Origin of the sequence: Alcaligenes sp. WGS1538, from assembly GCF_043187505.1 — a bacterium.
Classification (GTDB): domain Bacteria; phylum Pseudomonadota; class Gammaproteobacteria; order Burkholderiales; family Burkholderiaceae_B; genus Alcaligenes.
Genome location: NZ_CP171109.1, coordinates 1,522,918 through 1,541,316, shown reverse-complemented (window position 1 = coordinate 1,541,316; position 18,399 = coordinate 1,522,918). Strand labels below are relative to the sequence as shown.

The following is an 18,399-nucleotide window of genomic DNA, read 5'->3' as shown; positions in this document are numbered from 1 at the left end:
AAGCGGTGCTTTATCCGCGGGAGGGTTGCTATCAGAGGGCCACTGTGAGCCGATCCCGGCCGCATTTCAAAGCGAGAGCCAGATCAAGCCGGTTCGAGCCCTCTACCCATCTATTCCTCAGCGCCCGCCGCGGCGCCCCCCATCGGAGCACATCATGAACGCCTTTGCAGAACGCGAGTACCTCGCGCACGAGCTGGCGGAGCGCCGCCGCGCCTATATCGCGGAGCAGATCCGCGACTGCCTGTATGGCAAAAGCGAGTTCGTCACCATGGCCTACACATACCCGGCAGTCACCCGGGCCGAGAGCCGCGCCGGCCTAATCGAATGCATGGAGAACGAGCTGATTGTGTTGGCTGACGACTATTCGGCCCGGCTGCTGGCCGCCCTCGACGACGAGGACCTACGCCCCAAGCTGCGCGCCGACCGCGACAACATCATCGAACGCTGGGCCCGCCACACGCACGACAGCATGACCCGCCAAGAGCTGGAGGCGCTGCCGTGCTAATCGAGTTCTGCATTTTCGCAGCGCTGTTCTGCTGCGCCGCTTTCTTTGTCGCTCTTGGAATCGAGGGCGTTATCAGTATCTGGAGACAGCCATGACCAAACCAGTTTTTGTGGACTTGAACGGCGGTACGGCGCGCATTGACCCGCAACGCGGCGCCACCAGCTATATACGCCTGACCATTGTCTCCGAGCAGGCATATGACGGGGAAACTGATCAGCTCATCGACCGCGGCCAGGTCGTGGAAATCTACATCACCGCTGACCAGGCCGACGAGCTTGCCGAGGCGTTACGCAAAGGACGACAGACATGACTGACCTGAACCCCGGCTTCCCCCGCACCCGGCGCCGCAACCCATACGACGGCGTCGGAGGATGGGCGCCCAACAGTAGCCGAATCCCACGCAAGGCATGGATCGGCGTGGTCCTCGTTCTAACCATCTTCATCGGGATCTTCGCCAACCTGGGCGCAGCCGCCGGCCTCAACTGAACATCAAGAGCCGCACGAATCGGAGAACATCATGAGCACAGTAACCATGGTCCTGGGCGAGTCCGGGACCGGCAAGACCACCAGCCTCCGCAATATGGACCCAGCAGAAACCCTGTTGATTCAGGCCGTCAAAAAACCCTTGCCATTTCGCGCCACAGCTTGGCAGCGCTTTGACCGGGAAACCAACAAGGCCGGCAACATCTTTCAGACCGACAGCCCCGCAGAAATCATCCACTTGCTCAAAGGCACTCGCCGCAAAGTGATTGTGATCGACGACTTCCAGTACGTCATGGCCAACGAGTTCATGAGGCGCACCAGCGAACGTGGGTTCGACAAGTTCACCGAAATCGGCAAGAACGCCTGGGACATCCTGAACGCTGCAGCCAGCCTTCCCGACGACGCCCGGGTCTACATCCTGAGCCACGTAGAAACCACCGACCAGGGCCGTACCAAGATCAAAACCATTGGGAAGATGCTGGACGAGAAAATCACCCTCGAAGGCATGGTGACCATCGTTCTGCGAACCCTGGTGCGCGACGGACAGTACCTGTTTTCAACCCGCAACAACGGCAGCGACACCGTCAAGACCCCAATGGGCCTGTTTGACTCTGAGGCCATCGACAACGACCTGGCCGCCGTGGACCAGGCCATTCACTCCTACTACACCCCAACCGAACAGCCCGCCTAAAAGGAATCGCAATGCGCAGCTATACCCTGGATACAACCGCCGCCCAGCAGGCAAACCAAAACTCGTACATCGACCAGACCGGCAAATACGTCGGGGTCTTCACCGTTGCCAAGGCGGTGACATCACGCAGCGGCACAGAAGGAATTGAGCTCTCCTTTCGTGCACAGGACGGCCGGCAGGCGAATTACTTGACGCTCTGGACCTTCAACGCCAAAGGCGAGGCCCTGTATGGCTTCAAAGTGCTCAACGCCTTGATGACGGTCATGGGGATCAAGGAGCTCACCCCGAAGAGCGGAAACGTGGCCAAGCCGGACGGAACCAAGGAGCAAGCTATCGGCTATCCCGACCTGCATAACAAGCCGGTCGGCCTCGTTCTACAGAAGGAGTTCTACGTCAAGGACAACGGCGAGGAAGGCTACAAGTTCAACATCTTCGCGCCATTCCAGGCCTCTACCGAGCTAATGGCCAAAGAAGTCTTGGAAGGCAAGGTGCAGCCCCAGGCTCTGGCCCACATCATCTCCAATCTCAAGGACAAGCAAGCTCCAGCCCCGGCCCAACAACAACGCCAAGTTCCAGCTGGGAATGCCTACCAGGCCGCACGCAACGGCCAGCAACCAGACGACCCCTATGGCCCCGACTTCGGCAACTACTGACCCAGGAGCCGGGCAGTCCAATAAGCTGCCCGGAAGCATATGAGCACACCCGCACTCTATACGCTGACGTCTGAATACCGAGCCCTCGCCCACCTGCTGGCCGAACGCGACTTCGACCCCGAGACTATCGCGGACACGATCGAATCCACCGGCCTACCCGCTCAGATCGCCGAAAAGGCCCAGGGCTGCGAAATGGTGGCCCGTGTGATGGAAGCCGACCTGCCCGCTATCGATGCAGAAATCCGACGGCTGCAGGACCTGAAGAAGGCCCGCCAGGCCCGGGCGGACGCCCTGCGCAAGTACGTGCTGGACAACATGCTGGCCAGCGGAATCGAGCGCATTGATGCGCCCCTGTTCAGCATCAGCATCGCCAAGAACCCGCCAAGCGTGGACATTTTCGACGAGCGCCAGCTTCCCGCGGACTATCTGTCCGATCCGCCGCCGCCGGCGCCCAAGCCAGACAAGAAGCTGATTGCGCAGGCCATCAAGGATGGTGCAGACGTACCCGGCGCTCGGCTGACGCAGGGCTTTCGGCTCAATATCCGATAGGAAGGAACATGTTCGAAATCGATGATACCCCATTCCCGGCCCGTCGCCTGACTGCCACCAAATACGACGACACATTCAAGCGATTGCGCCCGGGTCAATGCATCAAAGTGGACTCCGAGGCCGTGAACCGAGTCGCCAACGCCATGCGCAAGTGGTTGAGCGCACGGCACCGCAAGGACGTAGTGGTCCGAGCCGTATCAAAGATGGATGACGGCTACGGCCGAGTCTACATGCTCCCAGCCAAACCCTTGACGATGGCCGACGTACCCAGCCGAAAAATAACTCACGTCTAGCACTCCAGGTAGACAAATCTGCCATCCACCCCGCCGGAGTAGACGTTCCGGCGTCCCAGTAGATGAAAACGGAGGCCGGCCGCTGCGCCGGTAGCGAATATGCGCTTCTTGAGCGTTTGCTCGGGCATCGAAGCGGCGTCCGTTGCGTGGAACCCGCTCGGGTGGCGCGCGGTCGCGTTCAGCGAAATCGAGCCCTTTCCTTGTGCCGTACTGGCCCACCACTACCCCGACATCCCCAACTGGGGAGACATGACCAAATTTCAGGAGTGGCCTGATGAGCCAATTGACCTTCTTTGCGGAGGAACCCCTTGTCAGTCCTTCAGCGTCGCAGGCCTGCGAAAAGGACTGGATGACCCACGTGGCAACCTCATGCTTACCTTTGGTGCCATTGCTGCAAAATACCGCCCCCGCTGGCTGGTATGGGAGAACGTCCCCGGTGTCTTGTCCAGTAACCGAGGGCGAGATTTTGGAGCCTTCCTCAGGATGCTGGGCCAACTCGGGTATGGGTTCGCCTACCGAGTTCTTGACGCTCAGTACTTTGGAGTACCCCAGCGACGCCGTCGTGTGTTCGTTGTCGGATGTCTTGGAGACTGGAGAGCTGCCGCAGCGGTTCTTTTTGAGCGCCACAGCCTGTCGGGGGATCCTGCGCCGCGCCGCGAAACGGGGCAAGGCCTTGCCGCCGATATTGCACCAAGCCTTGTCAGTTCGGGCCGCGGAGTTGAGCAAATCGGCGAAACGCGGGATCAAGACCCAGTTATCGCCGTCGATGGTTGCGGCGCCAGCTTGATGGCGTTTGGTGGGAACAATACGGCTGGACCGATAGACGTGGCCACAGCTCTCAATGTCTGTGCAAGCGCCAGCGGTCGGATGGACTTCGATAGCGAGACATTCATCGCCCACAGTCTGCGCGGCGAAGGATTTGATGCAAGCGAAGACGGCACGGGACGAGGGACACCAATAATCCCCGTTCCATTCGACACAACGCAGATCACCAGCAAGGGAAATTACAGCCGCCCCCGGGCCGGCGATCCATGCCACCCGTTGGCGGCCGGCGCACACGCTCCAGCAATTGCCTTTGACTGCAAAAGCAGTGGCCAGAACGGATTCGGGGTTGAAGTAGAGATGGCTAGCACTTTACGGGCTATGTCTCATGCTGGTAGTCACGCAAACGGCGGAGGGCATCAAGCTGTGGCGGTCGCCTTGCGCGGCCGTGAAGCAGGAGCCACTGCCGAAATGGGAGACGAGGTCGGCCATGCGCTGCGCGCCAGCACTGGCGGCGGAGACAAGCCGCACGTCCTGGCTCAGATGCAGGTCCGTCGCCTCACTCCCGAGGAGTGCGAAGCGCTGCAGGCCTTCCCACGCAACTACACGCGCATCCCCTGGAAGGCTGGTTACTGGCCAGCCGACAAGCACTCTGCCGAGATTCGCGACGCAGTTGCTTCAATGTGTCCCGACGGCCCGCGCTACAAAGCGCTCGGCAATTCCTGGTGCGTTACGAATGTCCGCTGGATCGGCGAGCGCATCCAGCAGGTCAACCAGATATTGGAGAGCCGATGAAAAACAAGACGCGCCACAAAGGAAAGAAGCCCCTGCCCCGCCTTCGACACATCGAGCCGGGGCAAATTTTTACCCTTCGCCATGACCCCGTGCCCCGCGTGCTGCTGCATAAGTCCCGCGGGCACGGACATTTCAACAACGGATATGCATCCCTCTGCCATGAGCTATCGCCAGATTGCGTGGTGTGGGGTGAGAACGGATGGGAGGCCAGACAGTGCCTGACTACATCGTAATCAGCGTAATGCACACATTGCGCGAACACCGATACATCACCCTTTGGGCAGAAGATGACAAAGGCTACCGCTGGCGTTTGTCCCGCGCTGGCCGGTACTCGAATGATCGAATCATGGCGCACCTCGATTACTACAACACAGGCAGCAATATTGCCGTACCTGTTGCCGTTGTCGAATCACTAGCCCGCCCAGGGAATCCGCGAGATTTCGATGGGGTGACGTTGGATATGCCAGTGTCGGAGTTGCTGGCAATACCCAACAACAAAGACGTCTGGAAAACGCTGCTGGCAAATGTGATCGCGCCCACCAAATACAAACCCTACCCGGAGTATCCAGGGGCACGTCGACGAAAGGAGGCAGCATGACAGCTACTGTTTTAGATCCATGCTGCGGTGGCCGCATGATGTGGTTCAACCAGCAGGACCAGCGCTGCTTATTTGGCGACCTGCGACAGGAGTCGATCCTTGTGACGGATCGTACCCACCGCGACGACGGGACCCGGGCCGTCCACATTCACCCGGATGTTCGGTTCGACTTTCGGGACATGCCATTCCCTGACGAAGCCTTCTATCACGTCGTGTTCGACCCGCCTCACTTGGTCCGCGCAGGCCCGCGCAGTTGGATGGCGGCCAAATACGGGAAGCTGGGCGCCGACTGGCGGGAGGATCTGCGCAAAGGCTTTGCCGAGTGCTTTCGGGTGCTGCGCCCCCACGGCACCCTGAACTTCAAATGGAACGAGGTTCAGATCCCCGTGCATGAAATCCTGGCCTGCACCGACCAGCAGCCCCTCTATGGCTACCGCTCAGGCCGACTCAACAAGACTCACTGGATCACCTTCATGAAAGGACAGACATGATCGACGCCCCCATCAACGCCATGCAGCGCCGGCCGGCAGGATCCACGGCGCAAGAACAGATCAACCTGCAGCGCGCCGCCCAGGTCTACGGCACACGCGCATTCATCCCGGTGGTGTCGAACGCCGCCCCCAATACTGAATACCACCTGCTGAAGGAGAAGAACCGATGAGCACCAGCACTCAAAAGCAGGCCAAGCCTGCCGCGGGCGTAGAGCCGATCGCCTACAGAGTCCCGGGCGGCACCGCGCATGCAATGGGGATCGAGAGGTACCAGGACGCAGCCAGCTTTGGCGGCGACAAAAAAAAGCTGCATGAGGCAGCCGAGAAATTTGGCTGGAAACCGCTCTTTGCCGCCCCTGTGAGCGCGGAACAGGCCGCCCTTGCCGCTGATTTCGGCCAGGCTGAAACCCGCGTGAATACAGGCCATGCACGGCAAAATGTCGATCATTTCGGCCAGGACGACGGGTCGGAAGTGTCCGCCCCTGTGAGCGCGGAGCCGGTGGCGTGGATGACGCATCACGACGAGCCCATGCTGTTTCCCACCCAGAAAGAAGCCCACCTCTACTGCGACGACTACGATCTACCGATTCCCCTCTACGCCGCCCCCGTTGCCGCCCAGCCAGCGCCAGAGGGTTGGAAGCTGGTTCCTGAAACCATCCCCCTCGCCGGCCTGGACGCTGCTATCGCTTGGATGCGGCCAGCAATGAACGAAGCCGGGCGTGACCTGGCCTATTGCTTGCGCGGCGTTTGGGAGATTTTGCTTAAATCCGTCAAGACTCCCGTTGCCGTCCAGGCGCAGCCCCTCCCCGATAGCCTGATACCCGCTGCGCCCGATCTGGAGTATCTGCGCTCGATGGCAGAGAACGGGGCTTTGCCGGCGTTCCTGCGCGGGCAGATCGCGGCTGCTATGAAAAAGCTGGCTGCCACCCAAGCGCAGCAGGACGCCGACGTGGTTTCCTGCGGCTGCGGCGACCTCTACCCATCCAACAGCTACGGTGCCGGCTTCATCGCTGCTGCTGGGCATTGCGAGAACTGCGATGCAGCCCAAGACACGGACGCCGCCAAGGTGGATGCGGAGCCGGATATGTTCTGGGATGACGATGACCCGGAGCGATGCCAGGACAGCATCCATAACGTGCTCGTAGAGGTGCAGTGTAATCACGGCCTGAGCGTAGGGAACGTTGTAGAGGTGCAGCGAGCAATCCGTCTGCCAAACGTGTCCGTTCGCATAACAGCAGTCGAGGACGAGGATGGCGGCGGCGACCTGGAATATGAGGTCATCGACGCAGCCCGTAAGGAGCCAGCCCCGTGATCAACACCATCACGGCCATGCTCGCCGTGACCGCAAAAGAATGGAATCTGCCCGGCCCTGCGCCGGGCACTTGAAGGAGAAAACAATGATCAGTATCCAGCCCGAACAACTGGAAGATATGCTGGCAAGAGCCGCCCAAAGGGGTGCTCAACAGGCCTTCGATGAAATGGTCTGCTATCACTACAAAGACGCGTGCAAGTTCTTGCGCATAAGCTACAACACGCTACAAAAACGCATTCTTGAGGGTAAGATTAAACCCGTGGATGGACGCATTACTGGCGCCGAGATCCGCCGCTACCTTGGGCTAGTCGAAGAATAAAATTTGCTCCCATTTTGCTCGCATTTTTCGCTCAAACCAAGCAATCATGCGGCCCTAAGAGTCTCTCCGTTCGCACCAGGGCATTGAAACCCGTTGATTCAAAAAGATCAATTTTAAACCGAATCAACAACTTAGCTTCCACCCCCTGACGGCTTTTGATAGCCTGTTTTCAAACATTCAGCTTCGCAGGCCCCATAACGGCCCCACGAATACAGGACATGGCCAGCATCACAAAACACCCATCTGGGTATCGCGCCCAGAATTCGGCGTCTGCAGGAAAAAATCAACCGCATGCATCACACGCTGAATGAGCTCGAGATTTACAAAAAATGGTAGCGGACGGAAATTGACACAGCGCAAGCCCGAAGAGGTGTATAAAGACGGTTCATGCATCCGGATGAGGTGATGTATGTGCGGACGCATCCGACAAGCGCGCGAACCCGTCGAATATGAAGACATCATGCACTGGAAACCGCGGGACTTGGGCCTCCTCTCAAATGCCTCTGCGAATCACCTTAAGCGTTGCAACCGAGAACAACCATTCCCCACCATGGCTTAACCAGGTGAAAAAAATGTCCCACTCTACAACTACCTTTAAACTATTGCTGGCTTCGGCTCTCAGCTTCGGGTTGAGCACGAGCGTCATGGCAGAAGAAAGACCATCCCACCCTGATCTGTCTGCGACTACCGGGAAGACGGTTGAGAAGAAGACCCCCGGAGAGGCAAACGCCCAGGAAGTAAAGGCTCATAGGGCCGATGCCGAAGAAAAAATTAGCGACGCAGAAATCACGAAGAAAATTAAGTCCGAGCTCACTTCAAATAAAGAACTGCAAGGTGCCGACATCTCGGTCAAAACCAACAACGGTCTCGCTACGCTCACCGGGACCGTTGCAAGTGATAACGAACACAAGAAAGCCGTCGCGACGGCGGAAGGTGTAAAAGGCGTGAACAAGGTTGACGCCGCCGGACTGAAAGTGAAAGCCAACTGACTCGAGGGCGAACGCCATACGAACGGCCATGGGGCGGCGGTGCAGTCGCTACCGGCTCTAGGCATCCACATCAGCAGACTCGCAGGCCAGCCCTGCTATCCTAGGTCTTTCAGCCCCTGCTGCGTAGATTTCCGCAGTCTCATCAAGCTTACCAAGCAGCTCGGCAAACATTCTGACGGCAGTATCGGCTGCTTGGCGCACCTGACGGACGACGAATAGCTCATACATCAAGGGCAGCGCTTCTCTCTCCAGATTGTGCCTCAGGATCCGCTGACCGGACCCGTGCGTCAGCTCATCCTGATGGCTGATCCGGATTTCTCGCGTCCACAAACAGCCCGCGTTAGTCATGGGACCAGTTCCGGCGCAGCTCGTCGTAATCCTCCACCGGTGACGTAGGGAGAGGTGAACAGACTTAGGCTATCTATTTTTCTGGTTACAATCGACTAGAAGCAATCGTTTGAAGACTAAAAGTGAGCGATCAATGCTGGAATTCAGCTGCAGTCGAAGGTGTTTTTCTGAATGACCTGACAACCTAAAATTTGTAATACCTGATCCATTGCAGGATATCCTGAATGTCTTTTAGCTCCATATCCCATCTGCTACGCACTTCATTGTTGGCGAATTTAATGGCATCTGGAGTAAAGGTTGACGTTGTGGCAATAATTGATTTGTTTGGTCCATTTCTAGCCGAGTGAATACCATAAACTTCTCTGACGATTCCCACATCAACCTTGCTATCGAAGGCATGCCTTTTGCACTCGATAAAATAGCAAGTTTCCAATCCTAGTTTATTTTTATTGATCGCAATAATGTCCTTGCCTCCATCACGCGTTCTTTTTGTTAAAGTCACCTGATAACCCTGAGCTCTAAAAATCTCAGCAACTATTTCCTCGAATTCTCTCGTCGATATTCGGTAAATATAGCTACTATCCTCCTGTATGAGCTTTATCAATTTCGGAATTGTATTATTTATCTCTGAAAAATCGCTTATTATCCTACTTTCAGGAACATGTATTTCCTTGGCAGGAGGAAGCCAGATTGGGCTCTCATCCACAAATTCCACTTCAACGAGCTCGTCGATCTCTGCTCCAGTAGCATTCATGGATAGTTTTGTAATTACGTCTTGAGGATATTCCATCACTTCCAGTTCAATTGATACCTCCACGGCGGACAGATCCGCCTCATGTTGTTTTTCCTCTGCCTGCCCCCTGCCCTGCGCCGCCCAACCTGCAGCAGCGCCACACCAGCCAGGACCAGGCCGCCCAGCAGGCCCAGCCAGCCCGCCATTCGTTCCCATAGTTTTGTGATCACGCGCCCTCCCATTGGAATTGAGGCAGGCGGCCGCGCTCCAGCTTGGCCAGCACCTTGGCAGCGGCCTCAGCCTTCGTGATCTTGCCGTCCTGGTTGGCGTCCAGCCCCGCGTTCTGGCGGTAGGTCGTGGACCGGCTAACCTGATCCCAGAGCGTCCAATCGTCAGCCGTGCCGATACCAGCGGGCCAGAGGATCGTCATGTACACCTCCGCCCACGTCTTGAGCCGGCCTTTGTACGGCAGAAAATATGCCGACAGCCATTCGATCTGCTGCTCAGTCGTCATCGCCGCCAGCGCCGCTGTGGTCGTACCCAGGCCCCTAGCCGTCGCCGGCATGAACTGAATCAGCCCTGTGGCGCCGCTGCCTGCGGCGTTTCGGATATCGGGCCTGAACGTCTCAGCACTCTCGAAGGCGATTCACGCCATCAGGTAGTCCGGCTCGATGCCCAGTTCCCGGCAAATCTCGAATACTCAATCGCGAAATGCAGCGCTGACCTTGTTACCCCAGGCCAAGCGGCGCAGGGGCTTAGGATCGGCGGTAGGCGGACCGGCCTCTTCGGCTTTTTTCGGACGAAAAAAATGGGCCAACAGGCCCAGGATCACATTGATCAATTTTTGCATATCACTTTCCCGAAATGTTCCCTTCCATTTCAGCAACCCAGCTAGGAATGCCCTGCTCCTGCATGCGCTGCGGCCACCGCATCCACGCCTCCCCCAGGATCCACCACACTGGCAGCCCAGCGCTCAGCATCCATGGCCCCATCACGTAGAATAGACCCATCACGCTATGCAGGTCCTCAGTAACGCCGGTATGCGCTGCTACCTGGACAGCCTGGGCCAGCAGTCCCGGCTGCCGAGTGATCACCCAGATAGTCAGCAGTGGCCCAAGAATGACCGAGCTCAACACTGTGCACATCATACGACCGATGAATTCCCGCGCAGACTTCGGCGGCATTATCAGCATGCCGATAATTGCCGCGATGGCGGCCGGGTATTCCCAGATGATTTCATCGACGCCCTGTTTGTCCGGAGCCAGTTGAACCTGCTCAGCCAGGGCGGCATTGTGCCGCATCAGCGCAAGTATCCTGGCTTTGGCTTTGCGGCCAAATGGCTGGATCTGCGCCGCGGTATGCGGACGCATGGCCCATTCCCCTGCCCCGTCAGCGCAGCAGAACGGCGTGGTCCAACCCGCCGGCAGCTCAGGGCGGCAATGAGCAGATCACGCTGCCGACCTGCTTGAGCTGGTCCGCTTCTTTGCTGGGATACAGGTGCGGTTCGCCCAGGGCGTCACGCTCGAAACCTGCAATGAACGTAGAGCAGCAGGAGGCCGCCAATGCGCCAGAAGCAGCACATGCATGACGACGACATTCGCCGCAATCCCGTTCAGGCTTTCAGCCAGGAATCCATCAGCCTGCAGCGCGCCGCCCAGGTCTACGGCACACGCGCATTCATCCCGGTGGCGTCGAACGTCGCCCCCAATACTGAATACCACCTGCTGAAGGAGAAACGCAGATGAGGATCAGCATGCAAGCCCGCAAAACTTGAACCTATATCCAAGCTCTTGCATCGCTTGGATGGACAACGGTGCGGCAGCCTACCTGATCCTCGCGGAATCTCTGGTCAGCCGCTGTTGCAGCTCTCTCTCAATCTGACCCAGCATCTGAGACGCCAGCTGGCGTGACGGGTCATTTCTATTACGAGAGATCTGATTCAGCACCGCCGCTTTGGCGCTCGGACTGCCCAGGATCCCATCGCGCAGGGCCCTGATGTCGGCATCTGTCAATTCACTCATATAAATGGACAGGCTGTACCGCCACCCAACCAGCCTGGATAGGTCATTGCTCGACAACCTGCTTGCCTGCGCAAACCACTGGACGATCTTGGAGCTGCCCTGGAGGTCATCCGGCCTGGCGGTTAGATAACCCAGCAAATTGCCACAAAGCAGGCTGTTGTAGAAGGCCCGAGTTCGTGCCAGGCGGGCCTGCGATGCTTGCTCGGACGGGCAGCTAAGGCGAAATGCACAATAGCCCACTGTGCTAGATGTGACCGCCCATAACGCGCGGGGGAAAGAAACACTTGGCGTCCCGCCCCGTTCCGCGGAATATCGCAGATTGCCGACGTTTCCCAGAGGACTAGACCACAGATCATTGCGTTCAAGCAACTGCGTCGGCTGCAGGGAAAGCGATTGCATAGTCATAATCAAACTCCTTAAAAGTCACGGCGCTTGACGGATGAATGAAGAGTCGTTGGCAGCCAGCGCAGATATGGATCCACATGGCAAGCGTCTGCCGCCGCTCGGGATTTTCTTCGGTTCGCGATTCTATTAGTCGCAGTCATCCAGCTTGGACATCGGCGTACTGCGTCGCTGCGTCTCGCAAGTTGCCGACTCGAAATTTGAGTAACCGTCGAATACCTCGCGTTCCTTCACCCGCATTGAAGGCATTGCCTGCTCGGCCATACCCCCACCTTTCCGAACATCACCTTTCAAAGAAGAATCATTGATGAGCACCACCACTAAACACGGCCACCCGTGCGACGGCGAACTGTGGGTCATGAGCACGGACCATCCGGTCGAGGCACAGCAATTCATCGACATTGCTCGTGAGGTCCTGAACCGGTATGGCGCCAAGCAGGCCGTAGAAGACATGGTTTGCGGATGCCTGCAAGCGCCTGGGCATCAGCTACAACACGCTGCAAAAGCGAATACAGGAAGGCAAAATCAAGGCCGTGAATGGCCGGAACACAGGTGCGGAGCTGCTCCGCTACCTGGCAAAAAAAAAAACAATATGAGACGCGCGGGGCGTCGGTCCCATTCACGCCCCACAGCATTCATAAGCTGTTGATTTGACGCGACACCGGTTTTCCTTGTTCGCACCAGAGAATGAAAACCGTTGAAATCAATAACTCGAAAGACAGCAAGCTCAACGACTTGCGGCTTGACCCCATCGGAAATGGCATGCCAAACAGAGGCGATGTCGCAGGTCATTTTGGCCTGTGCCCGCGCTCCAGGCGCAAGGTCATCATGGTGAATACGAAAGCCCCGCCGTTTCCAGCGGGGCTTGATTCTTCCAGCTTGGCCATCTTCAAGCTATAGAACACATCGACTTATAAGCGCAAAGAATGGCAAGACCGGGGGTCACGCCAAGGCCCTCGGCTCGATGACTCAATCAACCAATCTGGGAATCCTTGAAAGTTGAAACCCGCCTGTGGGCCTGGAGAAAAACGCCGACCCTACACTACAGAGATCGGGCAACCTCCGCAGCATAATCCAGATCAGCGCGCAATCTTTTGAAATCTCCACGAGTCACGGCATCCAAATACGCATTTACCACTCTCTTTTTCTCCGCTAGCCCGCTCAGAAAACCCTGAGATCGCGGCTTCAGCAGCGGCGAATCGCTGAAATCTTTCACTTGAGCTTCTTCATCAGCCACCTGAAGCAGCAGACCGCCAAACTGAGGACCGACCTCGAGGGACAAAGCGTCGCGCTGCACCGGTGCTTGTTCCAAGGCACGCATAGACTCGCAAAATTGCTTGAACATTGCCTGCGGGCGGCCCTGGTCCGGTTTGGCTTTGAGCAGAGCCGCAAAGTACGGAAGCTGTTTGCTCTGATCCACCAGCGCCCGAAACTCAGTCAATTGGTCCTCGGGCAAAGACAAGAGATAATGAGGGAGATAACGATTCAGCGCGGCAATAGCCGGCGAGCTGTACAAACTGCTCAAGCAGCCTTTCAGCTTTTCCCCGTCGATTGGCTTGGCGGACAATTGCTCGGCAATGCCCTCCAACGGCTCCTGCAAGGTTTCAACCAGCCGCCGCTCCAGGACCTGCGCGATCTGATTCAGCATCTCGGTCGCCAAGCCTGGATGCTTAGCGGATTCTTCGCACAGCAAGAACTCGCGGGCGAACGAATTGCCCAGCACTCCATTGCGCATAGCCTTGAGATCTGCGTTGCTCAAGTCGGCCACGTAGGTCTCCAAGCAATAGCGCCACCCTTTTAGTTTGGCCAGGTTGCCTTCGGAGCGCTCGGCCAGCTGCTCCAGCTTCTGGGTGATCCTGGCCCACCCCATGGCGCAGTCCGCCGGGGACGTCAAACTGCCCAGCAAATTGCCGATATGACGGCTGTTGCTGCGAACCTCTGCACGGTAGGCGCGCTGCGCCCGCTTCTCGGCCGGCGCCCAGGTGAAACTATCCTTCAGATCGGACAGGCGCTTAACCAAGGAATATTTCATGTCCGACAAGGCCACGAAAATGCGGTTAGCACGTGCCGTGCCTCCCTTCTTTGCGTTGAACTGCCGGTTGCCTATAGTTCCCAGAGAATAAGACGCCACGTCCTTGCGCTCCAGCTTAGGCTCGCGGCTGAACGGGATAATGGGGGTAAAAGCTGGAGTCGGAATATCGGGGGTATAAGATTGCGTAGATATCAATGTCATGATTTTTCTCGAAAAAGAGCCCATACTCCAGAGCGTGGACAGTAAGTGTTGACGGGACACGCCGCGGTTGCATACCTATATCGTAAAGAAGCGCTCAGCCTGAACCCCTGGCTTTAGTAACCCAGGTTCACTTGGTGTTCCTTCATCGCTAAAAAGGCCTTGTATCTACTACTTTATTCTTGCCGAACACGGCATCAAGCCGCGGAAACGGAAGACGCGCCGCCGGCCTGTGCGAACCGCAGCGGACAGGATAGGGGCTGTGCCAGCCGATCAGGCGCTGAAGGCGGCCATCGGCTAACAGAGCCTAATACGCCACGCCAACGGACATCGTGCCCTGTCCGCCGTGTGCATCGCTGCCCGCAAATGCGTACATGGCGCGACCCGGGATGGAACCGGGACCCGACGAAAATCGTCAGTCTATGTGCTTGAAGGCGGCGGACTCTCTCGCAAAGTCTTCAGCTAGGCGCTGATCCAGGGCATTCTTAATCTGATCCAGCATCTGAGAAGTCTGCTTCCGCAAAGAAAGGTCACGTATCGTGGCCAGAGCCTGCAGTGATTCATAGTGATACGCGCTCCCTAACACGCCCTCGCGTAATGCCCCGATGTCTTTATTTTTCAATTCTGCCATGTAGTATGAAGGTAGGAGCATTAGCGGCTTGAATTATCATTTTCGTCTTGCTCGGATGAAACCCCGACAATCAAGCCGGGATCCGTAATTGGCCGCGTTCTTTGCCACAGCCCGAAGCACGTCGCTGCCACGGCATGGTCATCGCCAACGCAAGGGTGGGTAACCGACAGCTCCCCGACGTTCCTCTGCCAGCGACTTAACAGCTCTGTCAAAGCGATCACACCAGGGACGTCTAGTGCGGGCGCTCGTCCATGCCGGTGGCGTCGAACGCCGTCGCCTATCCTGAGCCCCATACCCTAGAATAGACACGCCGATGAGTAACACCGGCATCTGAACATCGGTCCAGTTCGGCCCTGAACATGAAGTGTCCGCGTCATGGGCAAACAGCTTCATCGCCTCGACATTACGGCTAACGAATCCAGCGGCTGTGCGAGCCCTGAGACCAATCAGGAGCCAGCCATGTGGATGATCGGACCAAGTTCAATACATCTCAGACTCCAGCTTCAACCCAAAGCTGCGCAGAACCTGGGCGGCCCCGCCCAGATCCGCGCGCATGCCGTCATCCAGTTTGCGCAGGGAATGCACGTTGAGCGGACCAACCGGATTATTTTGACGGTCACGGAGCAAGTCCATGCTTTGATTGACCCGTTCACGCACACGCTCACTTGCCAGGCGAGGCAGTACTCCGTAGACCGCAAGAAGCTCGCTCACCTCACCGCTCAAATATCGCAAGCCCCCGCATGCGTCGCGTTGATTCCATTGAGTTCGAAAGACCAAAGCCAGAATAAAATCCACCGTATCCATAACGGGCTTAACCCGTTCATAGAGCACGTTGGAAAGCGCCAAGCGGACCTTATCCAGCTTTGCGAGAGCATTCCATTTGGTATAGGCCGGGTCCCGCATATTAACGTCGCGATTGAACAGAGCCGCTCGGACTTTATCCGGGCTCCCGCAAAGTAATGCAAGCACCATCTTTTTGAATTCATCCGCGGGCAAGGAACTGAAATAACATTCCAACACAGTATTATCGAAGGAAATCATCATCAACTGCTCGCACAGCTTTCGCCCGTTCACTGGGCGGGCATCCAGCAGATTTACAAAGTGCGATAAAGGCTCATGCACGGCATATTGCAACACGCACTGATCCAGGACTTCTGCAATATTCGTCAACACCAAGTGCGCCCGCAGACGCAACGCGTCATCAGTACGAGTCGAAATCCTGTCCAGGACGGCTGTGCAGGCTTCCTTATTGCCCAGTACCCCATGGCTCAGAGCATCACGATCGGATTTCTTTAATTCATCCAAATAAGTGGCCAGGCAGTACTCCGCTCCCTTTAGCGAGTACAAGCGACCTTCGGCAGGCACATTCAACGCTATCAGCGCCTGGGCAATTCTGTCGTGGTTCCGAAGACCAGCGGCAGGAGCCGTCAGGCTGCCCAGCAAATTGCCGATGAGTCGGCTGTTGGCGCGGACCTCAGCTCGAGCCGCGGCCAATGCATCGCGCTGCGCTCGCGCTTGCGGGGATTCGCGGGTGAAGCAAGCGTTCAAATTAACGCCTCTGCCTGCCAGCGACCGGCGTATCTCCGACAATCGCACCCCGGCCCTACGGGCAGGCGCCGTCCCGCCCTGTTCCACATTGACTTGCAGGTTGCCGACGGTCCCCAGAGGGCAAGATCCCAGATCTTCTCGCTGTAGCTGTAGCACCAGCTCCTGGTGTCCATCCAGTTGGACAGAAATATTAGAGGTTTGAGTGAACATGTTCGTCTTCCTCAGTCAAATGGGATTTCAGCAACCAAACCAGGATCAGGAATGCTGAAATTCCCCGCCGCAGCTCAAAACACAAGGTCGTCAGGGCACAGACGCCGTCATATGAAATTTAGTAACCGATGTATACTAAATGTTCCTTAGCCGAAATTCGGATGCAGGCCCTCTCGACCACGCACTCCCACAGAATCCGATCAGGCTGCGGCGTGCCAGCACCGGCTACGACGTGCGCGCGCTTGTCCCGCCCGTGCCGAACGCCCCCCGCGTACAGGACGGGCGCTGGAAAAAAAAATGATCAGTGTTCAGCCCGAGCGACTGGGAGACGTGCCCGCAAGAGCCGCCTGGAGACAGTTTCAGCAAGATTTCACGAAATGGTCTGCCACCACTACAAAGCTGCATATCGGAGACAAGGCCGCTCAATCATCTGCCAGACTGCGGTCCGCACACTCGTTCGCGCTCGCTCCCCACCGCGCCGCCAAGCGCACGTAGACCAGCTCCGCCAGCAGCTCGACCAGCGTCTGCGTCACGATGACGGCCGGCAGGACGGGAATGGCGCCTGGGATGGACAGCGCCAAGGGCAGGATCACCAGGGAGTTGCGCGTGGCCGAACTGAACGCGACGGCCCGGCTGGCCGGAACATCCAGTCTGGCCCTGCGCGCCAGCCACCAGCCGCACATGGGTGCGATGATGGCGTACGCGAGATAGACGGGCAGGACCAGCAGGACGGCGCCCATGGCCGAGCCCAGCTGCGGCGCCACCGCCGCGATGACGATGAACAGCACCAATGCCGTGGCAGGCACGGGCGCCAGGCCCAACACTTGCTGTGCGCGCCTCCATCCTCTGCGGCGCGCGGCCAGGAACTGGGTGAGGCCGGCCAGGACCAGCGGCGCGGCGATCAGCCACAAGAACGCATCCAGGAAAGGGCCGGCGTCGATGTAAAGAGCAACATCCCGTCCGAATGCGGATTTCAGGTAGAGAGGCAACAGCAGCATCTGCACCAGCAGCAACACCGGCGTCGAGGCCAGAAGCGCCCGAGCGTCCGCGCGGCCCAGGTGGGCAAACGTGACGACATAATCAATGCAAGGCGCCAGCAGCACCAGCATGACGCCCAGCCGCAGCATGGGCTCGTCCGGCAGCAAGCCGGCAAGCGCGAAGACCAGCGCCGGCATCAACACGAAGTTGGACAGGAGCAACACGGCCATGAACCGCGTCTGCTTCAAGGCCTGGCCCAGATCCACGAGCGGAACCTGCAAGAAGGTCACATACAGCATGAAGGCCAGAGCGGGATTGACAGCCGCTTCCAGCATTGTCGCGCCGGGAACGAACAGGGCCACGCCGAGGGCAATCGCCGCCGCGCCAAAATAGATCGCGATCTGCCTGCCCTCCAGGCTGTCGCGGATTCTTTCCAGGCCCATCCCGCTTTCCTGCCGAATTGTTCAGACCCGCAACCTTAAATGCTTACAGCCCCCGGCGCAAGCGGGCAGCGGACGCCCGGTTCAAGTCCCTGGCCTCTTGCTCGGCGTACTCGCGCTCGCCGGGCTCATAGCGTCCTTCATGCATGCAGTTGCTGCGGTTCCAGGCGCATTCATTGAACAAGCGTGAAATACCGCTCGAGCCGCTCGACCCGCCGACCGTGCTCGAACCGCCGGAAGAGCAGGCGGCAAGCGCGGCGGAACAAGCCAGCAGGATGGCGGATCGGCCCAATAGTCGCGTGATCATCTCTCTTTTCCCTGTATGAATCTCTGACCTGTTCTTATAGCAGATAAGAAAAGCGGGACCGAGGCGGCCTTGCACATGGATACAGTTGCCACGTCAGCCGGGTTCTCGCTC

The 18,399-nt window shown here is 57.9% G+C and carries 27 protein-coding genes; 17 read left to right on the top strand and 10 right to left on the bottom strand.

What is annotated here, in order from left to right; translation table 11 throughout:
* Positions 1–154 precede the first annotated feature (154 nt).
* The 14 genes from ACF3ND_RS07190 (at position 155) to ACF3ND_RS07125 (ending at position 8,440) form a co-directional block, all read left to right on the top strand.
* Complete coding sequence (locus ACF3ND_RS07190) at positions 155–505, top strand: hypothetical protein (protein WP_394065391.1); 351 nt, start codon at positions 155–157, stop codon at positions 503–505.
* 91 nt (positions 506–596) lie between these two features.
* Entirely contained in the window at positions 597–815 is a 219-nt protein-coding gene (locus tag ACF3ND_RS07185; protein WP_394065390.1) for a hypothetical protein, read from the top strand.
* Entirely contained in the window at positions 812–991 is a 180-nt protein-coding gene (locus ACF3ND_RS07180) for a hypothetical protein (RefSeq protein WP_394065389.1), read from the top strand. Before ACF3ND_RS07185 ends, ACF3ND_RS07180 begins: the two co-directional genes overlap by 4 nt.
* Positions 992–1,022: 31 nt before the next feature.
* Positions 1,023–1,679: an ATP-binding protein gene (locus ACF3ND_RS07175; RefSeq protein ID WP_394065388.1), complete on the top strand. Its 657-nt coding sequence runs from the start codon at positions 1,023–1,025 to the stop codon at positions 1,677–1,679.
* Positions 1,680–1,690: 11 nt separating this feature from the next.
* Complete coding sequence (locus ACF3ND_RS07170) at positions 1,691–2,332, top strand: hypothetical protein (protein WP_394065387.1); 642 nt, start codon at positions 1,691–1,693, stop codon at positions 2,330–2,332.
* A gap of 39 nt (positions 2,333–2,371) precedes the next feature.
* Positions 2,372–2,881 carry a siphovirus Gp157 family protein gene (locus ACF3ND_RS07165; RefSeq protein WP_394065386.1) on the top strand — a complete coding sequence of 170 codons (510 nt, stop codon included), beginning with the start codon at positions 2,372–2,374 and terminating at the stop codon, positions 2,879–2,881.
* 8 nt (positions 2,882–2,889) lie between these two features.
* Positions 2,890–3,174: a hypothetical protein gene (locus ACF3ND_RS07160; protein ID WP_394065385.1), complete on the top strand. Its 285-nt coding sequence runs from the start codon at positions 2,890–2,892 to the stop codon at positions 3,172–3,174.
* Between the two features lie 99 nt (positions 3,175–3,273).
* Positions 3,274–4,731, top strand: coding sequence for a DNA cytosine methyltransferase (locus tag ACF3ND_RS07155; protein WP_394065384.1), 1,458 nt, complete (start codon positions 3,274–3,276; stop codon positions 4,729–4,731).
* Between the two features lie 214 nt (positions 4,732–4,945).
* Positions 4,946–5,329 carry a hypothetical protein gene (locus tag ACF3ND_RS07150; protein WP_394065383.1) on the top strand — a complete coding sequence of 128 codons (384 nt, stop codon included), beginning with the start codon at positions 4,946–4,948 and terminating at the stop codon, positions 5,327–5,329.
* Positions 5,326–5,820, top strand: coding sequence for a class I SAM-dependent methyltransferase (locus ACF3ND_RS07145; RefSeq protein ID WP_394065382.1), 495 nt, complete (start codon positions 5,326–5,328; stop codon positions 5,818–5,820). Before ACF3ND_RS07150 ends, ACF3ND_RS07145 begins: the two co-directional genes overlap by 4 nt.
* Entirely contained in the window at positions 5,817–5,990 is a 174-nt protein-coding gene (locus ACF3ND_RS07140; protein WP_394065381.1) for a hypothetical protein, read from the top strand. Before ACF3ND_RS07145 ends, ACF3ND_RS07140 begins: the two co-directional genes overlap by 4 nt.
* The gene (locus tag ACF3ND_RS07135) at positions 5,987–7,132 is read left to right on the top strand and encodes a hypothetical protein (RefSeq protein WP_394065380.1); all 1,146 of its coding nucleotides are present in this window, start codon (positions 5,987–5,989) and stop codon (positions 7,130–7,132) included. The genes ACF3ND_RS07140 and ACF3ND_RS07135 overlap by 4 nt, the downstream gene beginning before the upstream one ends.
* Positions 7,133–7,217: 85 nt before the next feature.
* Positions 7,218–7,451, top strand: coding sequence for a helix-turn-helix domain-containing protein (locus tag ACF3ND_RS07130; protein ID WP_394065379.1), 234 nt, complete (start codon positions 7,218–7,220; stop codon positions 7,449–7,451).
* Between the two features lie 572 nt (positions 7,452–8,023).
* The gene (locus ACF3ND_RS07125) at positions 8,024–8,440 is read left to right on the top strand and encodes a BON domain-containing protein (protein ID WP_394065378.1); all 417 of its coding nucleotides are present in this window, start codon (positions 8,024–8,026) and stop codon (positions 8,438–8,440) included.
* A 57-nt stretch (positions 8,441–8,497) separates the two neighbouring features.
* On the opposite strand, the gene ACF3ND_RS07120 is transcribed toward ACF3ND_RS07125, so the two are convergent.
* From ACF3ND_RS07120 to ACF3ND_RS07100, 5 genes are all read right to left on the bottom strand, one after another.
* Positions 8,498–8,788 (bottom strand): hypothetical protein, encoded by a 291-nt coding sequence (locus ACF3ND_RS07120; RefSeq protein WP_394065377.1) that lies wholly within the window; start codon positions 8,786–8,788, stop codon positions 8,498–8,500.
* 184 nt (positions 8,789–8,972) lie between these two features.
* Positions 8,973–9,737, bottom strand: coding sequence for a restriction endonuclease (locus ACF3ND_RS07115; RefSeq protein WP_394065376.1), 765 nt, complete (start codon positions 9,735–9,737; stop codon positions 8,973–8,975).
* A gap of 10 nt (positions 9,738–9,747) precedes the next feature.
* On the bottom strand, positions 9,748–10,035 hold the full coding sequence (locus ACF3ND_RS07110; protein ID WP_394065375.1) for a hypothetical protein: 288 nt from the start codon (positions 10,033–10,035) through the stop codon (positions 9,748–9,750).
* A gap of 186 nt (positions 10,036–10,221) precedes the next feature.
* Positions 10,222–10,371 carry a hypothetical protein gene (locus ACF3ND_RS07105; protein WP_394065374.1) on the bottom strand — a complete coding sequence of 50 codons (150 nt, stop codon included), beginning with the start codon at positions 10,369–10,371 and terminating at the stop codon, positions 10,222–10,224.
* 1 nt (position 10,372) lies between these two features.
* Entirely contained in the window at positions 10,373–10,891 is a 519-nt protein-coding gene (locus ACF3ND_RS07100) for a hypothetical protein (RefSeq protein ID WP_394065373.1), read from the bottom strand.
* A 192-nt stretch (positions 10,892–11,083) separates the two neighbouring features.
* On the opposite strand from ACF3ND_RS07100, the gene ACF3ND_RS07095 reads away from it, so the two are divergent.
* From ACF3ND_RS07095 to ACF3ND_RS07085, 3 genes are all read left to right on the top strand, one after another.
* Positions 11,084–11,266 carry a hypothetical protein gene (locus tag ACF3ND_RS07095; RefSeq protein WP_394065372.1) on the top strand — a complete coding sequence of 61 codons (183 nt, stop codon included), beginning with the start codon at positions 11,084–11,086 and terminating at the stop codon, positions 11,264–11,266.
* Between the two features lie 1,154 nt (positions 11,267–12,420).
* Entirely contained in the window at positions 12,421–12,540 is a 120-nt protein-coding gene (locus tag ACF3ND_RS07090; RefSeq protein WP_394065797.1) for a hypothetical protein, read from the top strand.
* A gap of 91 nt (positions 12,541–12,631) precedes the next feature.
* A complete protein-coding gene (locus ACF3ND_RS07085) occupies positions 12,632–12,844 on the top strand; it encodes a hypothetical protein (protein ID WP_394065371.1) in 213 nt (70 codons plus the stop codon).
* A gap of 142 nt (positions 12,845–12,986) precedes the next feature.
* On the opposite strand, the gene ACF3ND_RS07080 is transcribed toward ACF3ND_RS07085, so the two are convergent.
* The 5 genes from ACF3ND_RS07080 to ACF3ND_RS07060 form a co-directional block, all read right to left on the bottom strand.
* Positions 12,987–14,177, bottom strand: a complete 1,191-nt coding sequence (locus tag ACF3ND_RS07080) for a hypothetical protein (protein ID WP_394065370.1) — start codon at positions 14,175–14,177, stop codon at positions 12,987–12,989.
* A gap of 412 nt (positions 14,178–14,589) precedes the next feature.
* Positions 14,590–14,805 (bottom strand): hypothetical protein, encoded by a 216-nt coding sequence (locus ACF3ND_RS07075; protein ID WP_394065369.1) that lies wholly within the window; start codon positions 14,803–14,805, stop codon positions 14,590–14,592.
* A 480-nt stretch (positions 14,806–15,285) separates the two neighbouring features.
* Positions 15,286–16,563 (bottom strand): hypothetical protein, encoded by a 1,278-nt coding sequence (locus tag ACF3ND_RS07070; RefSeq protein ID WP_394065368.1) that lies wholly within the window; start codon positions 16,561–16,563, stop codon positions 15,286–15,288.
* Between the two features lie 422 nt (positions 16,564–16,985).
* Positions 16,986–17,978 carry an arsenic resistance protein gene (locus ACF3ND_RS07065; RefSeq protein WP_394065796.1) on the bottom strand — a complete coding sequence of 331 codons (993 nt, stop codon included), beginning with the start codon at positions 17,976–17,978 and terminating at the stop codon, positions 16,986–16,988.
* Positions 17,979–18,027: 49 nt separating this feature from the next.
* A complete protein-coding gene (locus ACF3ND_RS07060) occupies positions 18,028–18,288 on the bottom strand; it encodes a hypothetical protein (RefSeq protein ID WP_394065367.1) in 261 nt (86 codons plus the stop codon).
* Positions 18,289–18,399: the final 111 nt, after the last annotated feature.

Excerpts from the sequence above, each read along its gene's own strand:
- ACF3ND_RS07190 (WP_394065391.1), top strand. The coding sequence starts at position 155 with ATGAACGCCTTTGCAGAACGCGAGTACCTCGCGCACGAGCTGGCGGAG.
- ACF3ND_RS07185 (WP_394065390.1), top strand. The coding sequence starts at position 597 with ATGACCAAACCAGTTTTTGTGGACTTGAACGGCGGTACGGCGCGCATT.
- ACF3ND_RS07180 (WP_394065389.1), top strand. The coding sequence starts at position 812 with ATGACTGACCTGAACCCCGGCTTCCCCCGCACCCGGCGCCGCAACCCA.
- ACF3ND_RS07175 (WP_394065388.1), top strand. The coding sequence starts at position 1,023 with ATGAGCACAGTAACCATGGTCCTGGGCGAGTCCGGGACCGGCAAGACC.
- ACF3ND_RS07170 (WP_394065387.1), top strand. The coding sequence starts at position 1,691 with ATGCGCAGCTATACCCTGGATACAACCGCCGCCCAGCAGGCAAACCAA.
- ACF3ND_RS07165 (WP_394065386.1), top strand. The coding sequence starts at position 2,372 with ATGAGCACACCCGCACTCTATACGCTGACGTCTGAATACCGAGCCCTC.
- ACF3ND_RS07160 (WP_394065385.1), top strand. The coding sequence starts at position 2,890 with ATGTTCGAAATCGATGATACCCCATTCCCGGCCCGTCGCCTGACTGCC.
- ACF3ND_RS07155 (WP_394065384.1), top strand. The coding sequence starts at position 3,274 with ATGCGCTTCTTGAGCGTTTGCTCGGGCATCGAAGCGGCGTCCGTTGCG.
- ACF3ND_RS07145 (WP_394065382.1), top strand. The coding sequence starts at position 5,326 with ATGACAGCTACTGTTTTAGATCCATGCTGCGGTGGCCGCATGATGTGG.
- ACF3ND_RS07140 (WP_394065381.1), top strand. The coding sequence starts at position 5,817 with ATGATCGACGCCCCCATCAACGCCATGCAGCGCCGGCCGGCAGGATCC.
- ACF3ND_RS07135 (WP_394065380.1), top strand. The coding sequence starts at position 5,987 with ATGAGCACCAGCACTCAAAAGCAGGCCAAGCCTGCCGCGGGCGTAGAG.
- ACF3ND_RS07130 (WP_394065379.1), top strand. The coding sequence starts at position 7,218 with ATGATCAGTATCCAGCCCGAACAACTGGAAGATATGCTGGCAAGAGCC.
- ACF3ND_RS07125 (WP_394065378.1), top strand. The coding sequence starts at position 8,024 with ATGTCCCACTCTACAACTACCTTTAAACTATTGCTGGCTTCGGCTCTC.
- ACF3ND_RS07120 (WP_394065377.1), bottom strand. The coding sequence starts at position 8,788 with ATGACTAACGCGGGCTGTTTGTGGACGCGAGAAATCCGGATCAGCCAT.
- ACF3ND_RS07115 (WP_394065376.1), bottom strand. The coding sequence starts at position 9,737 with ATGGGAACGAATGGCGGGCTGGCTGGGCCTGCTGGGCGGCCTGGTCCT.
- ACF3ND_RS07110 (WP_394065375.1), bottom strand. The coding sequence starts at position 10,035 with ATGACGACTGAGCAGCAGATCGAATGGCTGTCGGCATATTTTCTGCCG.
- ACF3ND_RS07105 (WP_394065374.1), bottom strand. The coding sequence starts at position 10,371 with ATGCAAAAATTGATCAATGTGATCCTGGGCCTGTTGGCCCATTTTTTT.
- ACF3ND_RS07100 (WP_394065373.1), bottom strand. The coding sequence starts at position 10,891 with ATGCGTCCGCATACCGCGGCGCAGATCCAGCCATTTGGCCGCAAAGCC.
- ACF3ND_RS07095 (WP_394065372.1), top strand. The coding sequence starts at position 11,084 with ATGCGCCAGAAGCAGCACATGCATGACGACGACATTCGCCGCAATCCC.
- ACF3ND_RS07085 (WP_394065371.1), top strand. The coding sequence starts at position 12,632 with ATGAAAACCGTTGAAATCAATAACTCGAAAGACAGCAAGCTCAACGAC.
- ACF3ND_RS07080 (WP_394065370.1), bottom strand. The coding sequence starts at position 14,177 with ATGACATTGATATCTACGCAATCTTATACCCCCGATATTCCGACTCCA.
- ACF3ND_RS07075 (WP_394065369.1), bottom strand. The coding sequence starts at position 14,805 with ATGGCAGAATTGAAAAATAAAGACATCGGGGCATTACGCGAGGGCGTG.
- ACF3ND_RS07070 (WP_394065368.1), bottom strand. The coding sequence starts at position 16,563 with ATGTTCACTCAAACCTCTAATATTTCTGTCCAACTGGATGGACACCAG.
- ACF3ND_RS07060 (WP_394065367.1), bottom strand. The coding sequence starts at position 18,288 with ATGATCACGCGACTATTGGGCCGATCCGCCATCCTGCTGGCTTGTTCC.